Below are 24,040 nucleotides of genomic sequence, written 5' to 3'. Positions count from 1 at the left end.
TTTTTTCTTGCAACCTGTAAAGTTTGTGACCTCAATTGTGAACGTTCGATCTTCTCACGAGCTGGTTCCATGGCTGAATGCTCGAGCTAAACGAGGGACGGAACTCACCGCTCTTATTTAGGCGATTGCTCCCCAATTTTGATAGCTAAACGGAACACAGCGCTCTTATTTTCGCATATTTCGCCTCATTTGGTGTTTTTTCATCCAATAACGGCTGTGAATTCCGTTAGCTTTGATAAAAGCGGCTCCAGGAAACAAATAAGGGCTGTAGGTTCCGTTACATGTTCCAAGGCACCGATCCGGTCTACCTTGGGGTTCGTCGGAGCTTACTACGAAGTTGCTTATCGTTAATCAACAGCCGCGAAAACTGGCTTATCGGTCGATTTTAAGTGGTCATGTGAAATATATCCAGTGAAATCACGGATTATTTGCTGGATTGAGAGCCCAAGTTCGTTAATTGTACCGTAAATTCTGGCCGTTCGAGGCCGGAGAGTACCTGAGTAGTAACGTGAAAAGTGGCTTATTCGTCCCTTTTTAGGCCGCAAGTGGGCATAGCAGCGATTTTGCTGGCTATTTTTTCGTTGGCGCATCTGGCGAGCTGAAGTGAAGGAGAGATTGCGATGGCAAGACAAGCTGCATCGGAGCGGCAACTCATCATCAACGCCGACGATTTGGGTTGGACGACGGGAACGAACGAAGCTATCTTCCGGCTGATGGCGGAAGGATCGATCACATCGGCGTCGGCCATGATGCCTTGTACGTCTGCGGCTGAAACGCTGGCGCGCATGAGGTCGGCGTCGCTGGGAAGAGTCGGCGTTCATCTGACGCTGACCAGCGGGGCGACGCGTTCGGAGCGGCCCGTGTTCCGGCAGCATCCGCTGCCCGGTTTGACCGATGAGGACGGCTGCTTCCACCGGGACGCTGCCCGGGCGGAGCTTGACGCCGATCCGGAGGAAGTTCGCTTCGAACTGGAGGCGCAAATCGCGGGGGTTACGATCTGCTGCGCGACGCGGACGTTCGCCAGTTGCTCGATACCGAAGGGATCCAGCTCGCCTCCTGGCAGGACATACGCGACGAACAGCGGCGGATCCGCTAAGCGGGACGGCGACCCGGGAGCCGCAATACGCTGGATGCGCTGGCCCGGAAGGCTTAACGGGAAAACCTCCCGTTATTTTTTCGTTTTTCGCCGGAAAATGAGAAATAGCGGGAAAACCTCCTGTTATTTTGCCGCCAACTGCCGCTTTTCGAGTAAATGGCGAAAAGTAACGGGAGGTTTTCCGGTTATTATGGAAAATCAATCGTTTTGACGCGAAATAACAGGAGGTTTTCCTGTTATTCGTTTGTATCGTCGGACTAAGCCTTTGCCGGCTTCTTGCGCCGGCGGCTCGTCAATCGCGGTGGAAGCTGGCTTCGTACCAGCGCTCCCAGTCCGCGCGCCCGGCGCCGACGAAATGTGCGGCAAGCAGGCCGGAAGCGTTGCAATGAAAACCGCTGCCGCTCAGCGCAAATTTCAACCGGGGATAGTCGCGCAAGCATTCGCCGATCCACGCTTCGAGCGGAGCGGCAAGCGCCGGGTCGGTCACCGAAACGGCAACGACGGTTACGTTCGCGCGGCCCAGCACGGGAATGGCGTCGTCAAGCGGCGTGTCGGGCCCGAGGTAGATCACATCCATGCCTCTTGCCCGCAGGAACAAGCTGAACAGCATCAAGCCCAGATGGCGATGCTCGCCGCGAGGACACAATGCCAGCGCTTTCGGCATATACGGATAGACGGGCAATACCCGGAGGTAATGGCTGAACCGCTGCATGGCCACCTCCGCCGCAAAATGCTCATGAACCTCGGAAGCCGCCCCGCACTCCTGTCCCTCGCCGATCCGGTTCAGGACGGTCACCAGGATGCTGTGAAACACTTCCTCAAAATGATGGTTGGCGAGCGCCAGATCGATCGTCCGATGCGCTTGCGGCGCATTCAGTTCCATAAAATCGTTATGCAGCCTCCCGACATAAGCTTCGATCGAGTCCGGCGCGGGCACTTCCGCCGCTTTCGTTGCGGGGCAGGAGCCAACCGGCCATTGCTGCTTCCATTGTCTGACCGCCTCTCCAATTTTGATCCGTTTCTCGCCGATTTGCGTTTTTACCCAACGGAGCGTCTCTACGTCCCGATCGCTGTACAACCGGTGTCCGCCACGGGTCCGCACAGGCGTAATCAGCCGGTATCTCGTTTCCCATGCCCGAATGGTTACGGGAGGAATGCCCAGCAACAGGGACACTCTTTGAATGGTGTACATGCACTTCCACCTCGGTCTTTATTATACCGATAGGGACGGAAATGGAAAGGGCCAAGCCGGCACGACTCTTGCGCAGCTTGGTTGCACCGGCAATAATACATACTTGTTTCCTTTGTATAGATTATGTATAATTTTTACCGGAGATAGTAGGGAAATTATACAATCAAATTGATTTTTCAGAGGTGGCCTCACTTGATTGCAGCAGAAAATGGCATCGTGACCAGCACGCAGGTGCTGGAACAACAGGCGGTACTTGCGGCCATGGAACAGACGCTTGCGATGATCGAATTCGACGTCCATGGCAAGGTGCTGTGGGCGAATCATAATTTTGCCCAAGCAATGGATTACGAAGCCGCCGAAATGCCGGGCATGACGCACCGGCAGTTCTGTTTGCCCGACTATGCGAACAGCCCGGCTTATGAAGCGTTATGGAACGACTTGCGCAGCGGTCGCCCGTTCCAGGAGAAGATTGCGCGCATCACGAAGACTGGCCGTCAGCTGTGGTTGGAGGCGACGTACACGCCGGTGTTCGACGCGGACGGGAACGTTCAGGCGGTGCTCAAGGTGGCTACCGACATCACGGCCAGGGAAGATGCGGCGCTGCGCATGACGAACGAGCTGCAGGCCATGGCGGCGGATTTGCTGAAGCGCGCGGAAGCGGGCATCGCCAGCAGCCACGAGGTGGCAGCGGCCATCGAACGCGTCGTAACGGAATCGAACGACAACATGCAGGTGCTGCGGCAGCTGGAAGCGAAAGCGGAATCGGTGCGCGGCATGATTCGGATCATCCGCGAGATCGCGTCGCAGACGAACCTGCTCGCCCTGAACGCAGCCATCGAAGCGGCGCATGCGGGCGAATACGGGCGCGGCTTCGATGTGGTGGCGAGCGAAGTGCGCAAGCTGGCCAACCAGGCCGAAGAGGCGACGCGCGAGATCAACGCCAACTTGACCGGCATGGCGGCGCAAGTGAACGATATTTCCACCGGTACGAAGCGCACGCAAGCGGTCGTCGCCGACAGCCAGCGCTTGACCCAGCAAGCCGTCGACGAATTTACGGGCATCGGCGAAGCGGCGCTTCAGCTCGACCGTCAGGCGAAAACGTTGAACGAAAGCATCTAGCACGCCTGCCCCGTCATGCATGAAAGGGAAATGAATGCTCCAAACTAAGGACGGTTGGAAGCCGTCCGAAGGGGACGAGCGCGCGTGAGAAATATGGTTCTGGCGATCGCCTTGCTTGCGACCGTGGGGACGACTCCCTTGCAGGCGGGAGCGGCAGGTACGGCAACGGCAAGTCCCGCGGTTGAGGCACAAGGGCATCCGAACGGTCAGAGCGGCCAGAAGACGGTATGCATCAGCCCGAAAGCGGTGCAGCTTGGCAATACGATGCGGCGGCTGTGGTCCGATCACGTGACCTGGACGCGCAACTATATCGTCAGCGCGCTGGCGGGGCTGGAGGACCAGCAGACGACGCTGAACCGGCTGCTGCAGAACCAGCAGGATATCGGCAACGCGATCAAACCCTACTACGGCGATGCCGCCGGCGACAAGCTGGCCGGGCTGCTGCGGGAGCACATCCTGATTGCCGGCCGAATCGTCGCCGCCGCCAAAGCGGGCCAAACAGCCGAAGTCGAGAAGCTCGACAAAGAATGGCACCGCAATGGAGACGAGATCGTCAAGTTTTTGCACTCGGCGAACCCCGACAATTGGCCATACCAGCAGCTGAAGGACATGTTCGACAAGCATCTCGAGCTTGTGACGGAAGCGCTGACCACGCGGTTGAAGAAAGATTGGGCGGGGGATGTCGCCGCCTACGACAAAGGGCAGGCGCACCTCGCGATGCTGGCGGATACGCTGACGGAAGGCATCGTGAAGCAGTTTCCGCAGAAGTTTGCGTAGGGTGGCCGACAAAAAACGAACCGGGACTCCCGTCCCGGTTCGTTTTTTTGTGCGTGGACAAGATGTAAGCCAGTCGGTTAATCAGCGAGAATGGGAGATCGCCATCACGAGCGCAAGCGCCAGTGTGAGCAATCGGGGCAGACGATGTTGCATGATCGATCGTTCCTCCTGAAAATAATAATTATTCTCAATTGATTGTAGCGGCATACGGGCAGTTAGGCCATGAACATTTTGCAGATTGGGCATGTCGGATTATTCGATTTCGCCGCTGCCGGTCCTCAGGAAGGCGGTAGGCGAGCAGCCGGCCTCCAGCTTGAAGGCGCGGCTGAAATGAAAGTAGTCGGCATAACCGACGCGCTGGGCGACTTCCTTGGCGGGCAGGCGGAAATGGCGGAACATCTGTTTCTCCTTGTCGATGCGCAGCCGACGCAAGTAGTGGCTCATGGTCGTGCCGGTCATTGCCTTAAACAGCACAGTGTAATGCCCGACACTGACGCCGGCGCGTTCGGCAAGCTGCGGCAAGGTCAGCTTCAACATATAATGCTCGTTGATGTAGGCGAGCGATTCTTCCATGTTGGCGGCAGACGACTGGACCTCCCGGGCGCGGGCCGTTTCGTATAAGTAGATGAACAGCACCCGCTCGAGCAGCAGCCGTTTGCGCACTTGCCGCACGACGCGTTCGTGCTCCGGTTCGGCGTTTCCCGGCGCCTGGGCGAACAGGGCCAGCTCGTCCAGCATGTATTTGATTTTGACGGCGCTTGAGGCGCGAAGCGGTCCGTACAAGCTCCAGGCGCTTGTTTCGGGGAACACGCGGTACGACAGGACGATGTAAGATGCTTCCCGCGTACGCGGCACCTGGACGCGGTAAGGCCCATGAAGCGGATCGCAGGCAAACGCCTGCGCCACCGGTGCGGGCTCTCCGTCGCTGCCGGTGACGGACACGTGCCCGCTCAGCGCGACGATCAGCCGGTGGCTGCCGGCCGGAACGGCGATCGTCTGCGACGTCCGGTACGCAGCCATATGTTCAAAAAGCGGAATGACCGAAGCCAGCTCCTGCATGCTCATGCGAAAGTCGTCCTTTCCCTGGAAGCGCTGCGGCGTCTGTCAACGAAAAAGTAATGGTATACTGGAAGGAAAAAGGAGCGATGACGATGAGCAAGCGACAAACGGGAGCAAGCGCGGACACAAGCGCAGGCAAAGGCGCGAGTGCGGGAGCAGGCGGTAGCGCAGGTGCGAGTGTGGGAGCGGGCACAAGTGCGGGCACGGCGCTGCCGGCAGGGCTGTCCAATCCGGCGCGAAGGGCGCTGGCGGGTGCCGGTTATGTATGGCTGGAGCAGTTCGCCGCCGTTAGCGAAGCCGAGGTGCTGAAGCTGCACGGCATGGGGCCGAAGGCGATGGGCTCGCTGCGCGCCGCGCTGGCTGACATCGGCCTGGCGTTCAAGCAGCCGATGTAAGCCGGCGACAGGGCGGCTTGACGTCTTCGTGACGCCCCGTCCACCGCCGGATCCCCGCCACGTTGCGCAAACCGTACCACGGTCGCAGCCTCGACCGAACCGATCGGTTCAGACAAGCTGCTTCAACAGAAATAGGCCATGTTTAATGGCCTATTTCCTCCAAAGTAGCAAGACGCAACGAATAGCCAGTGTAAACACTGGCTATTCGTTAGCAAACCGCCATTTGAGTGCTGTTTGAGCAAAATAGCCAGCGATTTCGCTGGCTATTTCCGTTGGAGCGACTGAAATGGCACGAATAAGCCATTTTTCATGGGCTATTTTTCCCCCAGTGGACTTAACGAAGCTACTTCGGCGCCGCGGCCCCCGTCGCGCTCGGTCCGGGGCTTGCGGTTTGCGGCCGGTCCGGGAGTTGCTCGACGTAGCTGTCGGACAAATGCAGCAGCTCCAGCGCGCGGTTGTACTGCTCCTCGGTAGTGCGCGCCTGGTCGACCGTGCCGCCGGAGAGCGAGTAGTTCGTGCCGTCCTCGTATCCTTTGCCGGTCAGGAAAATATCCGTATCCGTCACGACCGAGCCGGTAGGCAGGAAATGGCGCATCGGCAGCAAGTTGGATTCGGCGTTCAGCAGGTCCTGGCCGAAGTGCAACTGGTCGTCAAGCTTGACGCCGGTCAAATTCGCCACGGTAGGCAAAATGTCGATCTGCCCTCCGGTCGTATGGATGACGGCGGGATAAGTGACGTCCGGCACGTGCATAATAAGCGGAATATTGAACATGTCCGTGTACCCGTACTCGTGGCCGACCATTTCCTGCATCAGCGTTTTTTCGTCCTTGCTGAGCGAATACAGCGGCAAGCCCTGGTGATCGCCGTACAGCAGCACGACGCTGTCTTCCCACAGCCCGCTCGATTTCAGGCCGTCGATGAAGGCTCCGAGCGCATAATCGGCGTAATTCTGGGCGCGAATGTAGTCGCCTACCAGCGTGTTTTCGAACCGGTCGGGCAGCGTCATCTTGTACTTCGACTTCGGAATGTCGTACGGATGATGCGCGCTCATCGAAATGATCTGCGCGTAGAACGGCTGCTCCTGCTCATCCAGCCGCTGCAGCTCATCGAGCGTTTTGGCGTACAGCACTTCGTCCGACGAGCCGAAGGCGACATGGTCGTCATCCCCGAAGAAACGTTCGTCGTAGTACCGATCCCAGCCCAGCGCCGGGTACAGCTCGATGCGGTTCCAGAACTCCACCTTGTTCGTATGGAACGTAGCGGCCAGATAACCGTTCGCGTGCATCAGCTTGGGCAAGCTCGGCAGCGCCTTGTCGACGTAGTGATCGGTTGCCGCCGCGTGCTTCGGCACATACATCGACGTATTGACCACGTATTCGGCGTCCGACGTTGTGCCTTGCCCCACCATCGTAAAGAACCGGTCGAAGTGAAAATCGTCCTGCGCCAGCCGGTTCATATTCGGCGTGATTTCCTTGCCGTCGACGGTCAGCCCGATCAGGAAGTTCTGGAACGATTCCATTTGGATGATGATGACGTTTTTGCCTTCGGCGGCTGCCCATTGGCCCGCCTCTTCGCCTTGTTCCGACACGCCTTTCAGCTTGTCGATGGCGCTTTGCGTGATGTTCGCTTTGTCGACGAGCTCCTCCTTCTCCATCGGATCGGAGAGCAGCGTATACAGCTCGTAATTCAGGATGCCCATCTCCGAAGCTTGTTTGTTCTCGTTCATGTTGGCCCGGTTCGGCCAAATGTTGAACAGGCTGACCACAAGCGAAACGACGAACAGGCCGGTAATCAGCCTCCGGTTCATCGGCCGGATGCCAATCGTTTGAAGCTCCTTGCGTTTCTTCGGCCACCACAGCAGCGCAGCCAGCACGACAATGTCGAGGAAGATGAGCAAATAGTAAGGGTCGAGCAGCGAATAGGTGCTGTTGCCTACTTGCGTTACTTTATCGGCTTGATGCAGGGCGTGATAAGTGACGATGATGCCGTAATATTTGTAATACATCAGGACCGTGAAATAGAGCAGCGTAAACAGCAGATTGACGATCACGTAGTAGAGCAGCTTCCGTTTGCTGGCCCACCACTCGATCAGACAAAAGACTCCCCAGATGCAAGGAATCTCCGTCAGCAGCGTCATGCCGAGCGACACGTTGTCGAACACGACGTTCCAGGCGAGATATCCCTTGAGCAGGAGGATGACCGTAAAGAAGAAAAAACGGCGGTTCAAGATCCTCACAGAAAGCACCCCGGTTCTCGTATAATGATTGCATTATACAACTACCTGTGGCGATGAACAACCTCAATTAACTGGAGCCTGCTTCTAGACAGGCGTTCTGCTGCCGGCTCAACCGCGACTGTCGGACAGCTTGCTCAGGCTGCGGTTGAACTTGCCGAGCAGCGTGCCGAACTGCGCCCGTTCCTCTTCGGACCAATCCTGCATAATGCCCGCGATCGCTTGCAGCCGCACCTGCTTGAAGGCGGCCAACTCGCTTGTGCCGAGCGGCGTTATCTCCAGTACATACGCGCGGCGGTCGAGCGGGACCGGCTTGCGCACCACGAGCCCCTTCTGCTCCAGCGCCGCCGTCTGCCGGCTGACGGTGGAGATGTCGAGCCTCAGCTCGTCGGCCAGCGTTTTGACGCCGGCGGCGCCGCGCTTGGTGATCCGGTACAGCAGCAAGTAGGCGGAGCGGTCCAGGCTGGCTCCGTTCTTGTCGAAGGAGAACGATGCGACGCGCCGCACCAAACGCGCGATCTCCAGTTCGACGAGCTCCAGCGTTTCCGTGTCCATTCGCTTTCGCCTCCCTCTTCTATTTTCCACTTCATGGTACCATATGAAACGCGGTTTACAAAAGATGGGCTTGTCCGTTTCGAGCCACTTGTATTGGATGAGAAATTCAAAAAACTTCCGGAAGTCTCTATAAAATCGCTGCCTATTTGTGCTACGATGCAGCTAACTACAGGTATCGCAGAAAAGGAGAGCGGCCGTGCATGGCCCCGCCTCGGTTCGCACGTATAACGGAAAGGATGACCGTCGATGACCATAATGGAACAATTGCTGAACCCGATCGCGATTCCGAGAATGGTGAAAGTAAGGCAGTGTTTTCAGGCGCCGGAAATTGACGATGTGCCGGAGGCAGTCCGCGCTGCGCTGCGCGACGCGAACGTCATGCAGCGGATTGTGTCCGGAGACCGTGTGGCTGTAGCCGTCGGCAGCCGCGGCGTCGCCGATATCGCGATTATGGTGCGGGAGACGGTACGGGCGATTAAAGCGGCGGGCGGCCATCCGTTTATTGTGCCCGCGATGGGCAGCCATGGCGGAGCGACAGCAGAGGGACAGCGAGAGGTGCTGGCTCAACTGGGGGTAACGGAGGATACGATCGAGGCGCCAATCCGCTCGAGCATGGATGTGATAGAGCTAGGCAGGCTGCCGAACGGGTTGCCGGTCTACATCGACAAACATGCGTACGAGGCGGACAAGATTGTAGTCGTCAACCGCATCAAGCCGCATACCGCCTTTCGCGGCCCTGTCGAAAGCGGACTGATGAAGATGATCACCATCGGCCTCGGCAAACAAAAAGGCGCCGAAGCCGCCCACGCGTTCAGCTTCAAATATATGGCCGAACATGTCCCGGAAATGGCGAAGCTTGTTCTGGCCTCGGCGCCGATCGTGTTTGGCCTCGGGTCGATCGAGAACGCCTACGATCGGCCGGCGAGGATCGTGGCGGTACCGGCGGAACAGTTGGAGGAAATGGAGCCGGCGCTGCTGCTTGAAGCCAAACGGCTCATGCCGCGCTTGCTGTTCGACGATATCGATGTGCTGATCGTCGAGGAGATCGGCAAAGATATTTCGGGCGACGGCATGGATCCCAACATTACAGGTCGGTATGCCACGCCGTACGCGAGTGGAGGGCCGCAGATTTCACGAATTGTTGTGCTCGGACTGACCGATAAAACGCATGGCAACGCGACGGGAATCGGAATGGCGGATATGACGACCCGCAAGGCGTTCGGAGCCATCGATTGGGACAAAGGTTATGCGAACGCATTGACCAGCACCGTAGTCAGCGTCATCAAAGTGCCCATGGTGCTGGAGTCGGAGGAGCTTGCGATCAAGGCGGCGATCAAAACTTGCAACGCTTTCGACCTGGACAAGGTTCGCGTCTTGCGCATTCGCAATACGCTTCACCTGGAGGAAATCTGGATATCGGAAAACATGCTGCCTGAAGCGATGGCGCATCCCGATATACAATGCGATCCGGGCAGCGGGCGGAAGCGCAGCTGAAAATAAAATGGGGGAAGACACTCCGATGAACAGCCGGCAACCAGCCGAATCGACGATTTATTCGCTCTTCTCCTTTCCGGCCGAACCCGCTCAGCGCAGAGCGGCGTTCTATTTCGCCGCGTTCGTGGCGCTTACCTCCTTGCTTATCACTCCTTTCGTGCGCTTGCCGCTGCCGCCTTCGCCGGCCTATCAGGCGGTTCTGTTCGGGCCCGTCATCTGCTTCGAGTTGATGACGGTTTTCGTGCTGTACAGCCAGTATCGGGTCGCGCGGTCGCCGGCGATTCTCGCCGTCGCCGCGGGCTACTGGTATTCCGCGCTGATGACGGGGGTGTACTTGCTGACGTTTCCCGGCATCGTGTCGCGCAACGGTTTGTTTCACGCCAGTCCCCAGACGGCGGAATACGTGTATATTTTCTGGCATGCCGGATTTCCGGCGGCGATCTTGCTGCATGTGATTCTGGAGGCCTTCTCCCGCAAGCGTCGGCCGATCGGCGCGCGCCCGGCGCATCTGCTGGCGGGGGCGGTGTTTCTCGCCGTCGCCGCGCTTGTCTGTTTGCTTGCGTATATCGCGTGCGTCCACTGGCGACGGCTGCCGCTTGCAATGGATTTCGGCCGGGTGACGCCGGTATTCCTGTATGCCTTCGGCCTGCCGGTGCTGCTGCTCAGCTTGCTGGCGCTCATCGTCTACTACCGGGCCACCGGCGGCAGAACGGTCCCGTCGTTATGGCTGTGTGTGGCGCTGCTGGCGACGATGCTGGACGTTGGGCTCGCGTTCGGCGGCGGCCAGCGATTCAGCCTGGGCTGGTACGTGTCCAAGTGGGACACGTTCGTGTTCGCCGCAATCGTGCTGAGCGGCATGCTTTACGAATTCACGCGCATGTACCGCAGCCTGGCGGCGCTGAACGGGCAAGTGACGGAGAGCGAAGCGAAGTATCGCACCCTGTTCGAACAAAGCCGGCTCGCCGCGCGCAAAATCGCCGAACAACGCGACATCATCGAGCGCATGATGGCCTCGAGCCGCGAGGCGATTGCGAGGTGCGACAGCGACGGCACCGTGCTGTTCGTCAACGGCCGCTTCGCGCCGTTGTTCGGCAAGCCGCTGCGCGTCGGCGAGTCGCTGGCCGCCTATTGCCGCGGCATGAAGGCCGCGTACGGCGGGCTGCCGGAGCGGATTGGCGCCTATTTGGCGCAGCGGGACGACAAGCCGTTCCGCGAGCGGGTAACCGTCGGGACGGGGCCGGAAGGGGAACGGCACTTCGATTGTTACGCCAGCCCGATCGTGGACGAGGCGGACGGCAAGCTGCACGGCTATTTGTTCGCGTTCGGCGACCGGACGGAGGAGGAGCGAAAGGCGAATTACGACGAACTGACGGGTTTGCCGAACCGGCGGCTGGCCGGGGAGCGGCTGCAGCAGGCGACTGCGCGGGCGCAAGCGTCGGGGGAGCCGCTGGCGGTATTTTTCATGGATTTGGACGGGTTCAAAAAAGTGAACGACACCCTCGGCCACGACACCGGCGACCGGCTGCTGCAGGAGGTGGCGGAGCTGCTGCGGGTGTGCGTCGGCGACCGGGGCTTGTGCGCCAGATGGGCGGGCGACGAGTTCGTCGTCGTGCTCGATGCGCCGGCGGAGCGGCAGGAGCTTGCGGCGATCGCTCAGGAGACGATAGCCGCCACGCGCCGGATCGAGCGGATCGACGGGCAGCGGGTCGCCGTGTCGGCCAGCATCGGCATCGCCGTCAGCCCGGGCGACGGGGACGGGGGACTTGCGCTGCTGCAGCGGGCCGATCGGGCGATGTACGAAGCCAAGCTGCGGGGCAAAAGCAATTGGTTCTTCTACGCCGACATCGGCGGCGAGGCATCTTCGTCGGAGGCGGGTTGAGGCGCCGCACCGGCAAAAAAAGGGACCGAACGGTAACAAAACCGATTCGGTCCCTTGCTGTCAGAAGCGGGTGGTGCCCATTTTGCCCGATTGGAAGTCCTGAAACGCCTGGACGATTTCCTCGCGGCTGTTCATGACGAACGGACCGTGCTGGACGACCGGTTCGTCGATCGGTTCGCCGCTGAGCACGATGACGAGCGTTTCGTCGGTTAGCCCTTCGATGGCGATTTCGCCGGCTTCGTTCGCGAACAGGACGAAGTCGCCTTCCTTCGCCGCCGCCCCGCCGTTGATCCGCGCTTCGCCGCGAAGGACGAGCGCCGCCGTGTGGTAAGCGGCCGGCAGCGTGAACTGCGCCTTGCCGCCGGCGCGAAACGCGATGTCGAACAGGTGAATCGGCGTGAACGTTTGCGCCGGGCCGCGCGCGCCGTTGTAGTCGCCGGCGATGACGCGCACCGTGCCGCCGCCATCCGGCAGTTCGGCATAGCCCATGTCCTTCTTCAGCAGCTCCTGGTACCGCGGCGGATGCATCTTGTGCGCCCGCGGCAGGTTGACCCACAGCTGGATGAAATGGAATGTGCCGCCGCGGCGGGAAAATTCCTTCTCATGGTACTCCTTGTGCAGCAGCCCCGATCCGGCGGTCATCCATTGCACGTCGCCGGGGCCGACGATGCCGTGGTTGCCGTGATTGTCATGATGCTCGACCGTGCCTTCGTACGCGATCGATACCGTCTCAAAGCCGCGGTGCGGGTGGGCGCCGACGCCGCGCGGCTCTGTGCTTGGCGCCACCTCGAACGGCGGGTTGTAGTCGAGCAGGATGAACGGGCTGAAGCGCTGCCCGAAATCCGTCCCGCCCGGAAAATAGTTCGAAACCCGGAACCCGTCCCCCACCATATGGAACGGCGCGCCGCGGTACATGCCCTCGATGGGCCGAAATTCAGTTGTCATGTTCCTGCACCCCTTTGCCTAAAATTTTGAGCAAATCGATTGCCGTTTGTTGTTGTTCCGGCGTCAGTACGCTCATCAGCCGATGCATCGCTTCGGCATGCTGCGGAAAAATACGATCGAGCAGCGCGCGTCCTTCTTCCGTCAATTCGGCGTAGATGACGCGGCGGTCTTCCTGGCATGGCACGCGTTTCAGCAAGCCTTTGCCGGCCAGCTTGTCGATATTGTAGGTCATGGTCCCGCTGGTGATGAGCATCTTGTCGCCGATCTGCTGCAGCGGAATGCGGCCTTTGGCGTACAGCACCTCCAGAATGCCGAACTCCGTGGGAGACATGCCGTAGCGGCGGATGTCTTTGGATGCTTTGTCAAGCACGCTCTTCTGCGCTTTGGACAACACGACCATCAGCTTCAGCGAGAGCGCAACGTTCTCGGTTTCGTTCGAGTGAGGGGGCATGCTGGCACCTCCTTTTCTTTTATAGCTTCAAATCAAATATCTTGATTTAAAGATAATACAGCGGCGGCAAAATGTCAAGCTTTCCGGTCGCCGTGGTGAGCGTCCTGCGGAGCGAATAGCGCATGGAGCATGCGATGGAGTGCCGCCGCTGGCGTCCCGCCGGGCGAATAACGCATGAAACATGCGCTGGAGTGTCGCCGGAGGCGCTCTGCGTCTTCGTGCCTGACGGATACAAGGAAGAACGCTTTTGCCCAGCTTGATTTGCCGCCGCCATAAAAAGTTAACGTTGACGTTAACGTTCAATACGAGTATGCTAAAAAAAGTCGATTGGTTTTGTCGGAAAAGGGGCTGGTGCGGCTATCGAAACGTTCAAAATTGACGAAGTCTCGAAAGAATGCGGTTGACCAAACGCACGATTCGATACTACGAGGAGCTCGGGCTGCTGCCGCCACCGGAACGGCGTAAGGGAGGCATGCGGCTGTACACGCGCGCTCATATCGAACGTTTGCGGCAAATGGCCGACGCCCGCGACGTGCTGGGCATTACGCTGCAGGAAATGCAGGAGTTCGTCGCGATTCGCGAAGGCATGCTGCGGCACCGGCAGCAATATCTGGAACAAGGCGAAATCACGAACGCAAGCGGCGGGAGCTGCTGGAGGTCAAGCGCTTTGTCGACAAGCAACTGGAGATGGTAGATCACAAGATGGAGAAGCTGACCGAATTCCGTCAAGAAATCGAACGCATCAACCGGCGTGTCGCCGCGGCGCTCGACAATCTCACTTTATGATGAAGGAGCAGAAGGAAATTATGGCATCCAGAAGTACTGGCAAGGCGGCAACGATTCCCGGGGGAACGCTGCCGAATACGGCTCAATCGTCCAGCATGTGGAACCAGCCGATCGCCGTGTGGGCAGTTGCTTTTGCCAGCATCATCGCCTTTATGGGGCTTGGCTTGGTCGACCCGATCCTGCCGGCCATCGCACACAAGCTGAACGCTTCGCACAGCGACGTCACGCTGCTGTTCACCAGCTACAACACCGTCATGGCGGTCGCCATGCTGATTACCGGCGCCATCTCGTCCCGGCTCGGCATGAAAGGGACGCTGCTCAGCGGGATCGTCATTATCGCGGTATTCTCCGCGCTCGGCGGCAACTCGAATGGCATTTGGGAGCTGGTCTGGCTGCGCGGCGGCTGGGGGCTCGGCAATGCGCTGTTCGTCGCCACGGCGCTGTCGGCCATTGTATCGCTTTCGCGGACGGGGGTGGCGCAGTCGATCATTTTGTTCGAAACGGCCGTCGGTCTCGGCATTTCGGTCGGGCCGCTGCTGGGCGGCGAGCTCGGTTCGATTTCGTGGCGCGGGCCGTTCTTCGGCGTCGCTTGTTTGATGGTGCTGGCTTTTATTCTTGTCCTCTTCATGATGCCGAAGCCGGCCCCTTCTGCCGTTAAGGCAAAAAAGACGTCGCTGCTCGATCCGTTCCGGGCGCTGAAGCATCGCGCGCTGCTGGTTTTCGGCATCACCGCGTTCCTGTACAACTTCGGATTCTTCACCTTGCTCGCTTATTCGCCGTTCGAAATGGGATTGACGGAGCGCGGTCTCGGCTTCGTGTTCCTGGGGTGGGGGATTTTGCTGGCGTTGACGTCCGTGTTCATGGCGCCGAGGCTGCAGAAACGATACGGCACCGTCACGTCGATGGCCGTGCAGTTGGCGCTGTTCGCGGTGACGCTGATCGTCATGGGGATCTGGACGGATACGAACGAAGTGATTATCGCGGCGGTCATTATCGCCGGCGCTTTCCTCGGTAACAACAACACGCTGATTACAACAGCGGTCATGAACGCCGCGCCTTCGGTCGAGCGGTCCACCGCTTCGGCGGCTTACAGCTTTTTGCGTTTTGTCGGCGGCGCCATCGCGCCGTACTTGGCCGGCAAGCTGGCGGAATGGTTCAACCCGCATGTGCCGTTTATCGTCGGGGGCATCTTCGTGCTCCTGTCGGTGCTGTACGTGCTGGCGAACCGGCAGCATGTGAAGCATGTCGACCTTGCAGCGGGGCATTAAGGCATGTGGCAAAATAGCCCATGAAAAATGGCTTATTCGCCCCATTTTACCTGCTTCGCTCGGAATAGCCAGTGAAAACACTGGCTATTCCAGCTAAACAGCTGCCAAGTGGCGGTTTTCTCACGAATAGCCAGCGAAATCACTGGCTATTTTGCTGCGCCCCGCCGCTTTTGGCGAAATAGCCCATAAAACATGGCCTATTTCCCCGCGAACAGCGCGCGAGCTACCGGCTCGGCTTGTAGCCGAGCAGCCGGAACAGCTCCGCCAGCTCGCCCTCGCCAAGGTCGCGCCAGCGGCCGGTCGGCAGGCTGCCGAGCTGGATGTTCATGATGCGCACCCGCTTGAGCCGGCGCACCTCGTAGCCGAGCGCGGCGCACATGCGGCGGATTTGCCGGTTCAGCCCCTGCGTAAGGATGATGCGGAACTGCGTGTCCGACAGCCGCGATACCTGGCACGGCAGCGTACGCGTGTCGAGGATGTCGACGCCCTGGGACATCGCCTTCAGGAACGCGCCCGTCAGCGGTTTGTCCACGGTCACGATGTATTCCTTCTCGTGCCGGTTCTCCGCACGCAAGATTTCGTTGACGATATCGCCGTCATTGGAGAGCAGGATGAGTCCTTCGGAATCTTTGTCGAGCCGTCCGATATGGAAGATGCGCTCGGGATGATTGACGAAGTCGACGATGTTGCCCTTGATATGCCGCTCGGTCGTACTCGTGATGCCGACCGGCTTGTTCAGCGCGATGTATACATATTTGGGCTTCGTGCCGATCGGCCGCCCGTCGACGCGCACGTCGTCGCCCGGTTCGGCCTGGCTGCCTAGCTCGGCCGCGACGCCGTTGATCGTCACGCGCCCTTCCGCTATCCACTTGTCCGCTTCGCGCCGCGAAGCGACGCCCGTTTCGCTGATGAATTTGTTGATCCGCAATGTCGCCCTCACCTTTGTCGCCTGTTGCTTCCATGCTTCTAGCATAACCGGAAATGCCGCCGCGCACAAAGAGCTGCTAGGCGCGCTTGCCGTCCAGCAGGCCCGGAAGCTCCGCCAGTCCGGCGATTCGGTGGTCTTCGCCGAAGCCGGCCGAACGGCCGCCGCGATCGATCAGCACGGACCGGGCTCCGGCTCGTTTTGCCGTTTGGATATCTTTGTGCTCATCGCCTACGAATATCGTTTCCGAGACGGCGACGCCGAACTGCGCGGCGAGAAGCTCCAGCCCCCTCGGATGCGGCTTGCGGAACCCGCATTCGTTCGAGGCAAGGAAACAATCGATGCGATCGAGGATGGCGGCGGCATCCCGTTTGGCCAGCTCGGTCGGCATGCCGGTCGGCACGTCCGTGAGGACGCCGATCGGGTAGCCGCGCTGCTTCAGCGCCGCAAGTACGTTGCGGGTATCCGGGTAAATCGTGACATTGCGGCGAAAATAAACGAAAAACGCGTCAATTGCCTCGTCGAGCAGCTGCTCGGGGAGCCCCCATTCGCGGTACACGGCGCCGAATATGTCGCGCGGCTGGTATTCGATTTCCCGCGGATACAGCCGGGCGTTATACGTTTTCAACGTTTCGATTTCACGCTCGAACTGATCCTCGGATACGGCCCGCTGAAGCCGGGCCGCCGCCAGCTCGAAAGCCGGCCGGTAATGGTCGCCCCAATAAGATGGAATCCCCTCGTAATTAATCAGCGTACCGCCCAAATCGAAAATAACCGCTTTGCTGACCGGTTCCATGGAACGTTTCCCCCTTACGGCATGTCCCAAAAAGCAACCACACGATTCAATTTTTCCAAATCGCCGGGTGCAAGCTTCAACGTCGATCCCGGCTCTCCCGTACCTCCGTAAACGAATGGATAACGGAAGAGCCTTCGGTCTACGATACAAGGCAAAGCAAGCACCAGGCACACACTGCCGACCGTGTATCCGGTGATGTGCCGGACTTCTTTCGGGGTTGCCATGCTCAACTGGCCGTACCCCCAAAGATCGGCTGCTTCGTCCAAATTGACACGCCCGCGATCTCCCGAAATAATCAAGGCGCAATATCCTTTTTCCGACTTGAGCACTAATGTGGGTGCCGTTTGACCGATTTCAATGCCGAAATACGCCGCCCCTTCTTGTGCGGTGCGGATCGGCTTCTCGTGCTGAATAATTTCGTAGAAAATCCCTTTGTTTTGCAAGATCGCTTTTAATTGATCCATAAACAAGCGTGCTCCTTCCCGTTGATCCCAACCGGTCCGTATGCGACATGGTGCCGGCGTTTATGTCCGTTTTGGCCGTATCGCGCCGGAGCCTCCCTTTTATACAATTTGGGTGGGGATGGAAGTTTTCCGGAACTGCGCGGGGGTAACGCCGGTGCGCTTCGCGAACCAGCGGACGAAGGCGCGCTCCGAACTGTAGCCGACGCGCTCGGCAATGTGCGCAATGGGCAGGCTGCCGTCGAGCAGATGGTGCTTGGCTACCTCGAGGCGCCGTTCGTGCAGCTTCTGCTTGAACGACACGCCGTAAAAGCGCCTGATGATGCGGCCCGCCTGCTTCGTGCTGACGTTCAGCAGCGCCGCCAGCCCCTCGACGGTCGGATGGGTCTGGCCGTCGTTCAAATAAATTTCGATCGTGCGGGTGCGCAGATCGTCGCCATTCCGGGCCGGGAGCGGGTAATCGCCCTGCTCGGGGCGCAGCGCGCGGACCAGGCGGACGATCAGCTGCACAAACAGGCTCTGGATCTCGGCGTAGTAGCCGACCTCGGCGCGGGTGAATTCATCCTTGATCCGCTCGGCAAGCGCCAGCACCGGATCAGGATCGGGAAGCTCGGCATATCCGGTCTGCGCCAGCGTGTCCCGAATCCGGGTTGCCTCCGGCAGCGGGAATTGCATGTCGGATGCGCCGCCGTCCTCGCGGAACAAGAATTGAATGTAGAAGCGCCGAAGCGGGTCGTTTGGGTCCGAGACGAACGTATGGTAGCAGCCCGGTCCGATCAGATGGACGGACGGGCTGCGCAACGGAACGCCTTCGGCGCGGCGATCGACGTACAGCATGCCGGAGCCGGCGACGAAGCATTGCAGCTCGTAAGCGTAGTGGCTGTGTTTTCCCGGTCCTCCCGCTACCGGCAGCGGGAAGAAGCCCGCGTCAAGCAGCAGGTCGAACAGCAGGGTGCCGATTCGCAGGTTGATATTCAGCTTTTCCAGGGGGACGGGGCTTGTGCGGACATGGTCCGGCATTGCGGTTCTCCTGTGCTCGTAATGTAGGTGACGAAAGGGAGGTACAATTGTCATGGTAGCATTTCGACTTGGCATTGCCAAGGCGGACATTACGCCGCCGAAGCCGATTCCGATGGCGGGATTTGCAGCCCGGACGGGCAATAGCGTCGGGGTGGCGCGGCCGCTGTATGCGCGCGTATGGCTGTTCGAGCAGGAGGGGCGCAAGGCGCTTCTGGTACAAGGGGATCTGATCTGGTGGGGAGCGGAGCGGATCGCTTCGATGCAGCGCAAGCTCGAAGCCGACTGGGGCATCGCGGCGGAGGATGCGCTGTTCCACGCTTCGCATACGCACGGCGGTCCGCAGACGTCGGACTTGCTCAACCCGATTCTGGGCCGGACCGATGCGGCTTACGTCGATTATCTCGAGCGTCAGGTGCTTCAGGCGGTAGCCGAAGCCCACGGAAACATCGAGCCGGTCTCGGTCGAAAAAGGGACGGGCGCCTGCGAAGGCATCAGTATCAACCGGCGCAAAGCCGTGAACGGGGTTATGGCGATGGCGCCGAACCCGGACGGCGTTAACGATACGGAACTGATCGTTTACCGGTTCCTTGCCGCGCCTTCGCGTGTCAAAGGGGTGCTCTTCCACTTCGCCTGCCATCCGACGACGGTTGGCGAGCTGTTGTTCACGTCGGAGTACTGCGGCGCCGCCATGGAGCGACTGGACGAACAGTGGGGCGACGGCGTCAGCTGCTTCCTGCAAGGGTATTGCGGCGACATCCGCCCGCCGCTGGTGCGGGACGGGGCGTTCTACCGCGGCACCGAGGAGGATGTGGCCAGGAACGGCGGCATTCTCGCGCAAGCCGTGCTGGACATCGCGGCTCAGCCGATGCGCGCGCTGCAGCCGGCGCCGTTCTTCAGCAGCCGGCTGACGGCAACGCTGCCGTACGAACGCGTGCCGCAAGAGGCGGAACTGGAGCCGGCCGACGGCGACAGTGCCGCGACCGCATTGTGGAAGGCGTTTCTGCGCGACCGTCCCGAGCTTCGCAAGCCCGCAGCGGCGTTGACGCTGCACGGGCTGAAGCTGGCGGACGGGCTCGCGTTTCTGGCCATGGACGGGGAGATCGTGGTGGAATACGGCTTGCATGTGAAGCGTCTGTCCGGAGGCGGGGTGCTGCCGCTCGGCTATACGGGCGGCATGGTCGGTTATGTGCCGACCGCGCAACAAATCGCCGAAGGCGGCTACGAAAGCAAGGATTCGGCGCCGCTGTTCGGCCTGCCGGCGCCTTTCTCGCCGCAGATCGAGGAGGAATTGCGCGCGCGGATCGGCGAACTGATCGCGCGTATGTAGCTGCTGCGGCTTGCAGTATGTTGCAGAGGGGAGGGGAACGAGTTTCCCCTCTTTTTTGCATCCGTGCCGGGCGGGGTAACCAAAATAGCCAATGAAAAATGGCTTATTTGCCCGATTTGGCCTGCCTTGTCGGAAATAGCCAGTGAAAACATGGCTTATTTGCTCCGCCAGGCCCCCAAATCTGGCCTTTTGTCCGAAATAGCCAGTGATTTCACTGGTTATTTTTGTGATGCTGGCTGTTTTAGCCAAATAGGCAATAAAACATGGCCTATTTTGCCAAGTTGTCGCCGTGGAGGAAGGGGAGCGGCACAAAAAGCGAATTTGTTAGTTGGCGAAGGGGAGAATGCCGCGCTTTGTGCAATGTATATGCTTTGGGAGGGTTATAACAGAGGCGAAAGGACGGGAGCGGAGAGCGGGGGGTTGGGATGGAGAAGCTGAGCGCTTTCTGTAAGAAAGCGGCTTCGGAAGCATACGCTTTGCGTTCGCCTTTGTTTTCCGGATTCCCCCTTGGCCTCTATTGTTCGAAGAATCCGGAAAACAAGAAGCGATCGGAATCCCAACCCCCCGCGCGCAGCGGGAGCCGGCGTCGCCGGGCATTCGTCGTTCGGGTTGCCGTTTTCTTCCGCAGCTGGAGCCGGTTTCGCCGTTTGGGTTGCCGTTTTCTTCCGCATCAATCGCCGCTTACTCCACCGTGGCGTGTTGGCGCTTGTACATGTTGACGATCTTGTCGGCAAAATGATCGGCCTTCTCCAATCCGGCCCAGAAAGACTCCATCTGCGTGTCGAGCACGTTCAGGATTTCCCGGTCGGGCACCATTTCATGGATGTATTGGTTGCCCGCGATGCGGTCGTCCGACAGCAGCAATTTCTCCAGGTAGCGTTCCTCCCAGACGCGGTTGTTGACGCTTCGGTATACAGAATGGAATCCGGCCTGGCGCGCAATCCGCTCCTGAACGGCCGGGTCCAGCGCGGTCTGCAGAAACAGGGAAGCCATATCGAAGTTCGGCGACTGGGAATGGGCCATGAATACGTTGGAGGAGAGCAGCGTCGATTGAATGTCCCCGAACGGCAAGTCCGCCATGAGCGGTTCGAACGGCAGCCCGTGCCGCCGCAGCCCGATCATCTCCGGAGTCGTTGTCAGCAGCATGGCGGCCTTCTCATTCACGAAAGGATGGGAGCTGATGACATAATCGGTCGGTTTGTATAGCTTGGCGATGCGATACCGGTACAACGAGTCGTGGATGAAATCCAGCGTCCGCAGAAACGGTTCGGAGCTGTCCATACGATGGAAATTGACCTGCTGCTGCAGCGCGATAACCGGCCAGCGACTGATCGAGGACGGCAGGAAAAACCCGTACTGGTCGAGAATGCCGTCGCTGTTCGTGTCGACGGTCAGCTTCTGTGCGGCGCGAATAAAATCCTCGGTGGTCCAGGACTCGTTCGGCAGCTTGACGTTATACTTGTCGAACAGGCGCGGGTTCACCAGCATGAATACCGACGCCACATTGACCGGAACGGCCAGCGTTTCTCCCGACTCTTCGTAAGCGTGCAGCAGCTTCGGATACATCGTCAGGTAGGATGGCGGGAGCAGCGGCCGCAAATCGGCAAACATGCCCGTCTGATTGCGGGCAAACCGGTATTGATTGTCCGAGAGCAGGAACAGATCGCTCTTGAACCCCATCTCGTCGCTGGTTGCAACGGATTGCCAAAAATCCTGGATCGAAAGCCGGAGCAGCTTCACGCTCATGTGCGGATACCGCTTGCGGCATTCTTCGAGAATGACGGGCATCGCATAATCGAGATAATGAAGCGGCGAAGAGCTGACGATGCGCAGAACCCGTTCATGACCCTCGTTCGGAGAGAGCAGCGGATTGACGATGCTGCCCTGGCCGGCTTTTTTGGCGATGAGTCCTTCGTTCTGCAGCAGCTCGAGCGCCTTGCGGACGGAAAATCGGCTCGTATGGTAGTAGTCGCATAATTCCGCTTCCGACATCAGAAATTTCCCCGGCTCGATGGTACCGTCCAGAATCGACTGCCGGATTTCGCCCGCGATGGTCAAATATATAAACTCGCTGTTCCTCTTCATAGGAGATGGATTCCTTCCCAAACGGCATTGTACGGCAACTGCAGCATGTCGTCCTTGATCGTGGTGCCCAAGGTGCGGCTCGCTGCCGGCCGCCATATTCCGGCTTGTGCGCAGAATGGAAATGTCTGTGGTGCTTCGTGTAAGACCATTGTAATGGAACGCCTATTAAATAACAAGAACCGTACCTATTAGGGATTTCCGACTCAACCTTACAAGTTACGTACACCTGGCGGAGATATGCCCTGGAACTACCATTCGGGCGCGTCGCCGCTGGTTTTTCTACGTCCAAACGGATTAAAACGGCGTACGATGCATGAACGAACAACGAATTATCCATGATCTGGGACAGAAAATAATTATTTTTATAAATAACATGTAATGTACTTGTAATTTTTTTAGGGCGTTTATATAATCAAATTGCAGTGAATCGTCACGAAAATTATGGGGGAGGACAAGCAGTATGAGCAGCAGAAGTTGGGGCCGGTTCGGAACGGTCGCCGCGGCAGTCGGTCTGTCGCTAAGTCTGATCGCGTCAGGATGTTCCTCGGGTGGCAAGGACAACACAAGCAAGGACAAAGGCAGTTCGGCAACGCCCGCGAGTTCGGGCAGTCCGTCGATCGCAGCGTCGAAGCAACCGGAGGAACGGCTGAAGATGTCGCTCTTCATGGCCAATTCCGGCCTGCAGATACCGAACGGCATTGACCAGAACGACAACCCGTTCATCAACATCATCAAAGATTACGCCAACGTCGATCTTAAGGTGGAGGTGCCGAGCTGGCAGGATTTCAAAACGAAGCTTGCGCTGCTGCTTTCTTCGGGCGACCTGCCCGACGTGCTGCATTCGCCTTATTCCGCCGACGTGCTGCCGGCAGCCGATCAAGGCGCGTTCCTGGATTTGAAAAAGTATTACGACAAATCGCCGATCATCCAGAAGTATATTACGCCGGAAATGATGGAAATGGCCAAATCGCCCAGCGGGCATTACTATCGCATCCCGATGAGCCAGGTCGAACGGCCGCAAGGCAGAGGGCTTGTCGTCCGCTACGATCTCGTGCAGAAATACAACGGCGGCAAGTGGCCGGAGTCGATCGACGAATGGGTGAAGCTGATGCGCGCGATTCATCAGGCCGACCCGAGCGCAACCGTGCTGTCGAACCGGGTGGTTGGCGACTACGGCTTGACTTACGGCGGTATCGCGATTTTCTGGCTGTACGGCGCGCAGCCTTACAATGTTCGCGTACAGGACGGCAAAGTGCTCAACACGTTCGTGCTGCCGGAATACCGCGCCGCAGTGTCGCTGATGAAGCAATTGTACAACGAAGGCATTCTTGACAAGGAATTCGCGACGAACGACGCGAACAAGTGGAATGACAACTTCCTGAACAAAAATGTGCTGATGTGGACGGACAATGCCGACCAGATTTTCGGTACCGCCCAGACGCGCAAGGCGGGCAAAGAATCGCCGAATACAACGACGCAGACGCTGCTGTTCGCGCCGCCGCTGAAAACGTTTCCAACCGAGTTGAAGAACCCGAAATACGCCGAGCCGCAGTTGTCCGTACCGATCAACGACCACGGCTTGTACATTTCCAGCAAATCGAAAAATCCCGACCGCGCCTGGAAAATCATCGAAGGCTTCGCCTCGGATCAACTGCGCGAGGCCATCTTCTGGGGCAAACAAGGCGAAACGTATACGGTTCAGAATAACGTACGCACGCCGATCGCCGACAAGCTGGCCGATCCGAACCGCTCCTGGTCCCTGCAGCTTGCGCTCGTCAGAGGCTTCGCCGACGGGCAGGATGTCAAGAAGGGAACCAACGACCAGCTTCTCGGCGCCGACTACTCGAAACAGCAGTACGACAGCGTAAATGCGCTCGCGGAGCAGGCGAAGAAAAACGGGGTGCCGTTCTCCAGCATGGCGAAGCTGTCCGACGACGCGTCGAAGAAGCAGGCGGAAACGATCCGTTTCATTACCGAAGCGACGGTGCAAGCGATTATGGGCAAAATCACGATGGAGCAATTTGACGAGAAAGTGAAGCAATTCAATACGACGTACGGGTTCATCTATGACGAGTACACAAAATATTTGAAGGATCACAAAGACGAACTGCTGAAGATCGGCATTAAAGATGCAGGCTGGTAATCGTTGCCGGGTGCGCGGAACAAGAAGGGAGGAC

Annotated in this window: 21 protein-coding genes; 10 read left to right on the top strand and 11 right to left on the bottom strand. The window is 58.9% G+C overall.

Annotation, left to right across the window (positions count from 1 at the left end; translation table 11 throughout):
• Positions 1 to 620: 620 nt before the first annotated feature.
• Positions 621 to 1,307, top strand: coding sequence for a ChbG/HpnK family deacetylase (locus tag EXY20_RS36095; protein ID WP_135557286.1), 687 nt, complete (start codon positions 621 to 623; stop codon positions 1,305 to 1,307).
• An 81-nt stretch (positions 1,308 to 1,388) separates the two neighbouring features.
• Here the strand turns inward: EXY20_RS36095 and EXY20_RS36090 are convergent, their stop codons facing one another.
• Positions 1,389 to 2,288 (bottom strand): MerR family transcriptional regulator, encoded by a 900-nt coding sequence (locus EXY20_RS36090; RefSeq protein ID WP_135557285.1) that lies wholly within the window; start codon positions 2,286 to 2,288, stop codon positions 1,389 to 1,391.
• A 192-nt stretch (positions 2,289 to 2,480) separates the two neighbouring features.
• On the opposite strand from EXY20_RS36090, the gene EXY20_RS40550 reads away from it, so the two are divergent.
• Both EXY20_RS40550 and EXY20_RS36080 read left to right on the top strand, forming a co-directional pair.
• Positions 2,481 to 3,407, top strand: a complete 927-nt coding sequence (locus tag EXY20_RS40550; protein WP_328592620.1) for a methyl-accepting chemotaxis protein — start codon at positions 2,481 to 2,483, stop codon at positions 3,405 to 3,407.
• A 93-nt stretch (positions 3,408 to 3,500) separates the two neighbouring features.
• Positions 3,501 to 4,184, top strand: a complete 684-nt coding sequence (locus tag EXY20_RS36080) for a glycosyltransferase (protein WP_135557299.1) — start codon at positions 3,501 to 3,503, stop codon at positions 4,182 to 4,184.
• Positions 4,185 to 4,436: 252 nt separating this feature from the next.
• Here the strand turns inward: EXY20_RS36080 and EXY20_RS36075 are convergent, their stop codons facing one another.
• Positions 4,437 to 5,249 carry a helix-turn-helix domain-containing protein gene (locus tag EXY20_RS36075; RefSeq protein WP_135557284.1) on the bottom strand — a complete coding sequence of 271 codons (813 nt, stop codon included), beginning with the start codon at positions 5,247 to 5,249 and terminating at the stop codon, positions 4,437 to 4,439.
• Positions 5,250 to 5,335: 86 nt separating this feature from the next.
• Here EXY20_RS36075 and EXY20_RS36070 point away from each other — a divergent pair, with 86 nt between their 5' ends.
• Positions 5,336 to 5,638, top strand: a complete 303-nt coding sequence (locus tag EXY20_RS36070) for a helix-hairpin-helix domain-containing protein (RefSeq protein WP_328592619.1) — start codon at positions 5,336 to 5,338, stop codon at positions 5,636 to 5,638.
• Between the two features lie 343 nt (positions 5,639 to 5,981).
• On the opposite strand, the gene EXY20_RS36065 is transcribed toward EXY20_RS36070, so the two are convergent.
• On the bottom strand, positions 5,982 to 7,874 hold the full coding sequence (locus EXY20_RS36065) for an LTA synthase family protein (protein WP_235886365.1): 1,893 nt from the start codon (positions 7,872 to 7,874) through the stop codon (positions 5,982 to 5,984).
• A 108-nt stretch (positions 7,875 to 7,982) separates the two neighbouring features.
• Complete coding sequence (locus tag EXY20_RS36060) at positions 7,983 to 8,426, bottom strand: MarR family winged helix-turn-helix transcriptional regulator (protein WP_135557283.1); 444 nt, start codon at positions 8,424 to 8,426, stop codon at positions 7,983 to 7,985.
• 246 nt (positions 8,427 to 8,672) lie between these two features.
• Here EXY20_RS36060 and EXY20_RS36055 point away from each other — a divergent pair, with 246 nt between their 5' ends.
• A complete protein-coding gene (locus EXY20_RS36055) occupies positions 8,673 to 9,920 on the top strand; it encodes a nickel pincer cofactor-dependent isomerase, group 22 (protein WP_135557282.1) in 1,248 nt (415 codons plus the stop codon).
• 25 nt (positions 9,921 to 9,945) lie between these two features.
• Positions 9,946 to 11,799, top strand: a complete 1,854-nt coding sequence (locus EXY20_RS36050) for a diguanylate cyclase domain-containing protein (protein WP_167859765.1) — start codon at positions 9,946 to 9,948, stop codon at positions 11,797 to 11,799.
• A gap of 60 nt (positions 11,800 to 11,859) precedes the next feature.
• Here the strand turns inward: EXY20_RS36050 and EXY20_RS36045 are convergent, their stop codons facing one another.
• A complete protein-coding gene (locus EXY20_RS36045) occupies positions 11,860 to 12,744 on the bottom strand; it encodes a pirin family protein (protein ID WP_135557280.1) in 885 nt (294 codons plus the stop codon).
• Complete coding sequence (locus EXY20_RS36040) at positions 12,734 to 13,195, bottom strand: MarR family winged helix-turn-helix transcriptional regulator (RefSeq protein ID WP_135557279.1); 462 nt, start codon at positions 13,193 to 13,195, stop codon at positions 12,734 to 12,736. Before EXY20_RS36040 ends, EXY20_RS36045 begins: the two co-directional genes overlap by 11 nt.
• Positions 13,196 to 13,589: 394 nt before the next feature.
• Here EXY20_RS36040 and EXY20_RS36035 point away from each other — a divergent pair, with 394 nt between their 5' ends.
• Together EXY20_RS36035 and EXY20_RS36030 are read left to right on the top strand one after the other, a co-directional pair.
• Positions 13,590 to 13,889 carry a helix-turn-helix domain-containing protein gene (locus EXY20_RS36035; protein WP_235886364.1) on the top strand — a complete coding sequence of 100 codons (300 nt, stop codon included), beginning with the start codon at positions 13,590 to 13,592 and terminating at the stop codon, positions 13,887 to 13,889.
• Between the two features lie 112 nt (positions 13,890 to 14,001).
• The gene (locus EXY20_RS36030; RefSeq protein ID WP_135557278.1) at positions 14,002 to 15,249 is read left to right on the top strand and encodes an MFS transporter; all 1,248 of its coding nucleotides are present in this window, start codon (positions 14,002 to 14,004) and stop codon (positions 15,247 to 15,249) included.
• 223 nt (positions 15,250 to 15,472) lie between these two features.
• On the opposite strand, the gene rluF is transcribed toward EXY20_RS36030, so the two are convergent.
• The 4 genes from rluF to EXY20_RS36010 all read right to left on the bottom strand — a co-directional run bounded on the left by rluF (position 15,473) and on the right by EXY20_RS36010 (position 18,451).
• Positions 15,473 to 16,177 (bottom strand): 23S rRNA pseudouridine(2604) synthase RluF, encoded by a 705-nt coding sequence (gene rluF, locus EXY20_RS36025; RefSeq protein ID WP_135557277.1) that lies wholly within the window; start codon positions 16,175 to 16,177, stop codon positions 15,473 to 15,475.
• Positions 16,178 to 16,253: 76 nt separating this feature from the next.
• Positions 16,254 to 16,970: an HAD family hydrolase gene (locus EXY20_RS36020; RefSeq protein ID WP_135557276.1), complete on the bottom strand. Its 717-nt coding sequence runs from the start codon at positions 16,968 to 16,970 to the stop codon at positions 16,254 to 16,256.
• 14 nt (positions 16,971 to 16,984) lie between these two features.
• Positions 16,985 to 17,434 carry an aminoacyl-tRNA deacylase gene (locus tag EXY20_RS36015; RefSeq protein ID WP_135557275.1) on the bottom strand — a complete coding sequence of 150 codons (450 nt, stop codon included), beginning with the start codon at positions 17,432 to 17,434 and terminating at the stop codon, positions 16,985 to 16,987.
• Positions 17,435 to 17,533: 99 nt separating this feature from the next.
• Complete coding sequence (locus EXY20_RS36010) at positions 17,534 to 18,451, bottom strand: helix-turn-helix domain-containing protein (RefSeq protein WP_167859764.1); 918 nt, start codon at positions 18,449 to 18,451, stop codon at positions 17,534 to 17,536.
• 52 nt (positions 18,452 to 18,503) lie between these two features.
• Here EXY20_RS36010 and EXY20_RS36005 point away from each other — a divergent pair, with 52 nt between their 5' ends.
• Positions 18,504 to 19,778, top strand: coding sequence for a neutral/alkaline non-lysosomal ceramidase N-terminal domain-containing protein (locus EXY20_RS36005; RefSeq protein WP_135557273.1), 1,275 nt, complete (start codon positions 18,504 to 18,506; stop codon positions 19,776 to 19,778).
• 681 nt (positions 19,779 to 20,459) lie between these two features.
• On the opposite strand, the gene EXY20_RS36000 is transcribed toward EXY20_RS36005, so the two are convergent.
• On the bottom strand, positions 20,460 to 21,863 hold the full coding sequence (locus EXY20_RS36000) for an extracellular solute-binding protein (RefSeq protein ID WP_167859763.1): 1,404 nt from the start codon (positions 21,861 to 21,863) through the stop codon (positions 20,460 to 20,462).
• Between the two features lie 460 nt (positions 21,864 to 22,323).
• On the opposite strand from EXY20_RS36000, the gene EXY20_RS35995 reads away from it, so the two are divergent.
• Positions 22,324 to 24,006 (top strand): extracellular solute-binding protein, encoded by a 1,683-nt coding sequence (locus EXY20_RS35995; RefSeq protein ID WP_135557271.1) that lies wholly within the window; start codon positions 22,324 to 22,326, stop codon positions 24,004 to 24,006.
• The last annotated feature ends 34 nt before the right edge of the window (positions 24,007 to 24,040 follow it).

The organism is Paenibacillus cymbidii, from assembly GCF_004764705.1.
GTDB classification, from domain to species: domain Bacteria; phylum Bacillota; class Bacilli; order Paenibacillales; family NBRC-103111; genus Paenibacillus_AN; species Paenibacillus_AN cymbidii.
The sequence above is the reverse complement of the archived record's forward strand: the minus strand, read 5'-3'. Positions and strand labels throughout refer to the sequence as shown.

Excerpts from the sequence above, each read along its gene's own strand:
- EXY20_RS36095 (WP_135557286.1), top strand. The coding sequence starts at position 621 with ATGGCAAGACAAGCTGCATCGGAGCGGCAACTCATCATCAACGCCGAC.
- EXY20_RS36090 (WP_135557285.1), bottom strand. The coding sequence starts at position 2,288 with ATGTACACCATTCAAAGAGTGTCCCTGTTGCTGGGCATTCCTCCCGTA.
- EXY20_RS36080 (WP_135557299.1), top strand. The coding sequence starts at position 3,501 with ATGGTTCTGGCGATCGCCTTGCTTGCGACCGTGGGGACGACTCCCTTG.
- EXY20_RS36075 (WP_135557284.1), bottom strand. The coding sequence starts at position 5,249 with ATGAGCATGCAGGAGCTGGCTTCGGTCATTCCGCTTTTTGAACATATG.
- EXY20_RS36070 (WP_328592619.1), top strand. The coding sequence starts at position 5,336 with ATGAGCAAGCGACAAACGGGAGCAAGCGCGGACACAAGCGCAGGCAAA.
- EXY20_RS36060 (WP_135557283.1), bottom strand. The coding sequence starts at position 8,426 with ATGGACACGGAAACGCTGGAGCTCGTCGAACTGGAGATCGCGCGTTTG.
- EXY20_RS36055 (WP_135557282.1), top strand. The coding sequence starts at position 8,673 with ATGACCATAATGGAACAATTGCTGAACCCGATCGCGATTCCGAGAATG.
- EXY20_RS36050 (WP_167859765.1), top strand. The coding sequence starts at position 9,946 with ATGAACAGCCGGCAACCAGCCGAATCGACGATTTATTCGCTCTTCTCC.
- EXY20_RS36045 (WP_135557280.1), bottom strand. The coding sequence starts at position 12,744 with ATGACAACTGAATTTCGGCCCATCGAGGGCATGTACCGCGGCGCGCCG.
- EXY20_RS36040 (WP_135557279.1), bottom strand. The coding sequence starts at position 13,195 with ATGCCCCCTCACTCGAACGAAACCGAGAACGTTGCGCTCTCGCTGAAG.
- EXY20_RS36035 (WP_235886364.1), top strand. The coding sequence starts at position 13,590 with ATGCGGTTGACCAAACGCACGATTCGATACTACGAGGAGCTCGGGCTG.
- EXY20_RS36030 (WP_135557278.1), top strand. The coding sequence starts at position 14,002 with ATGGCATCCAGAAGTACTGGCAAGGCGGCAACGATTCCCGGGGGAACG.
- EXY20_RS36020 (WP_135557276.1), bottom strand. The coding sequence starts at position 16,970 with ATGGAACCGGTCAGCAAAGCGGTTATTTTCGATTTGGGCGGTACGCTG.
- EXY20_RS36015 (WP_135557275.1), bottom strand. The coding sequence starts at position 17,434 with ATGGATCAATTAAAAGCGATCTTGCAAAACAAAGGGATTTTCTACGAA.
- EXY20_RS36010 (WP_167859764.1), bottom strand. The coding sequence starts at position 18,451 with ATGCCGGACCATGTCCGCACAAGCCCCGTCCCCCTGGAAAAGCTGAAT.
- EXY20_RS36005 (WP_135557273.1), top strand. The coding sequence starts at position 18,504 with ATGGTAGCATTTCGACTTGGCATTGCCAAGGCGGACATTACGCCGCCG.
- EXY20_RS36000 (WP_167859763.1), bottom strand. The coding sequence starts at position 21,863 with ATGAAGAGGAACAGCGAGTTTATATATTTGACCATCGCGGGCGAAATC.
- EXY20_RS35995 (WP_135557271.1), top strand. The coding sequence starts at position 22,324 with ATGAGCAGCAGAAGTTGGGGCCGGTTCGGAACGGTCGCCGCGGCAGTC.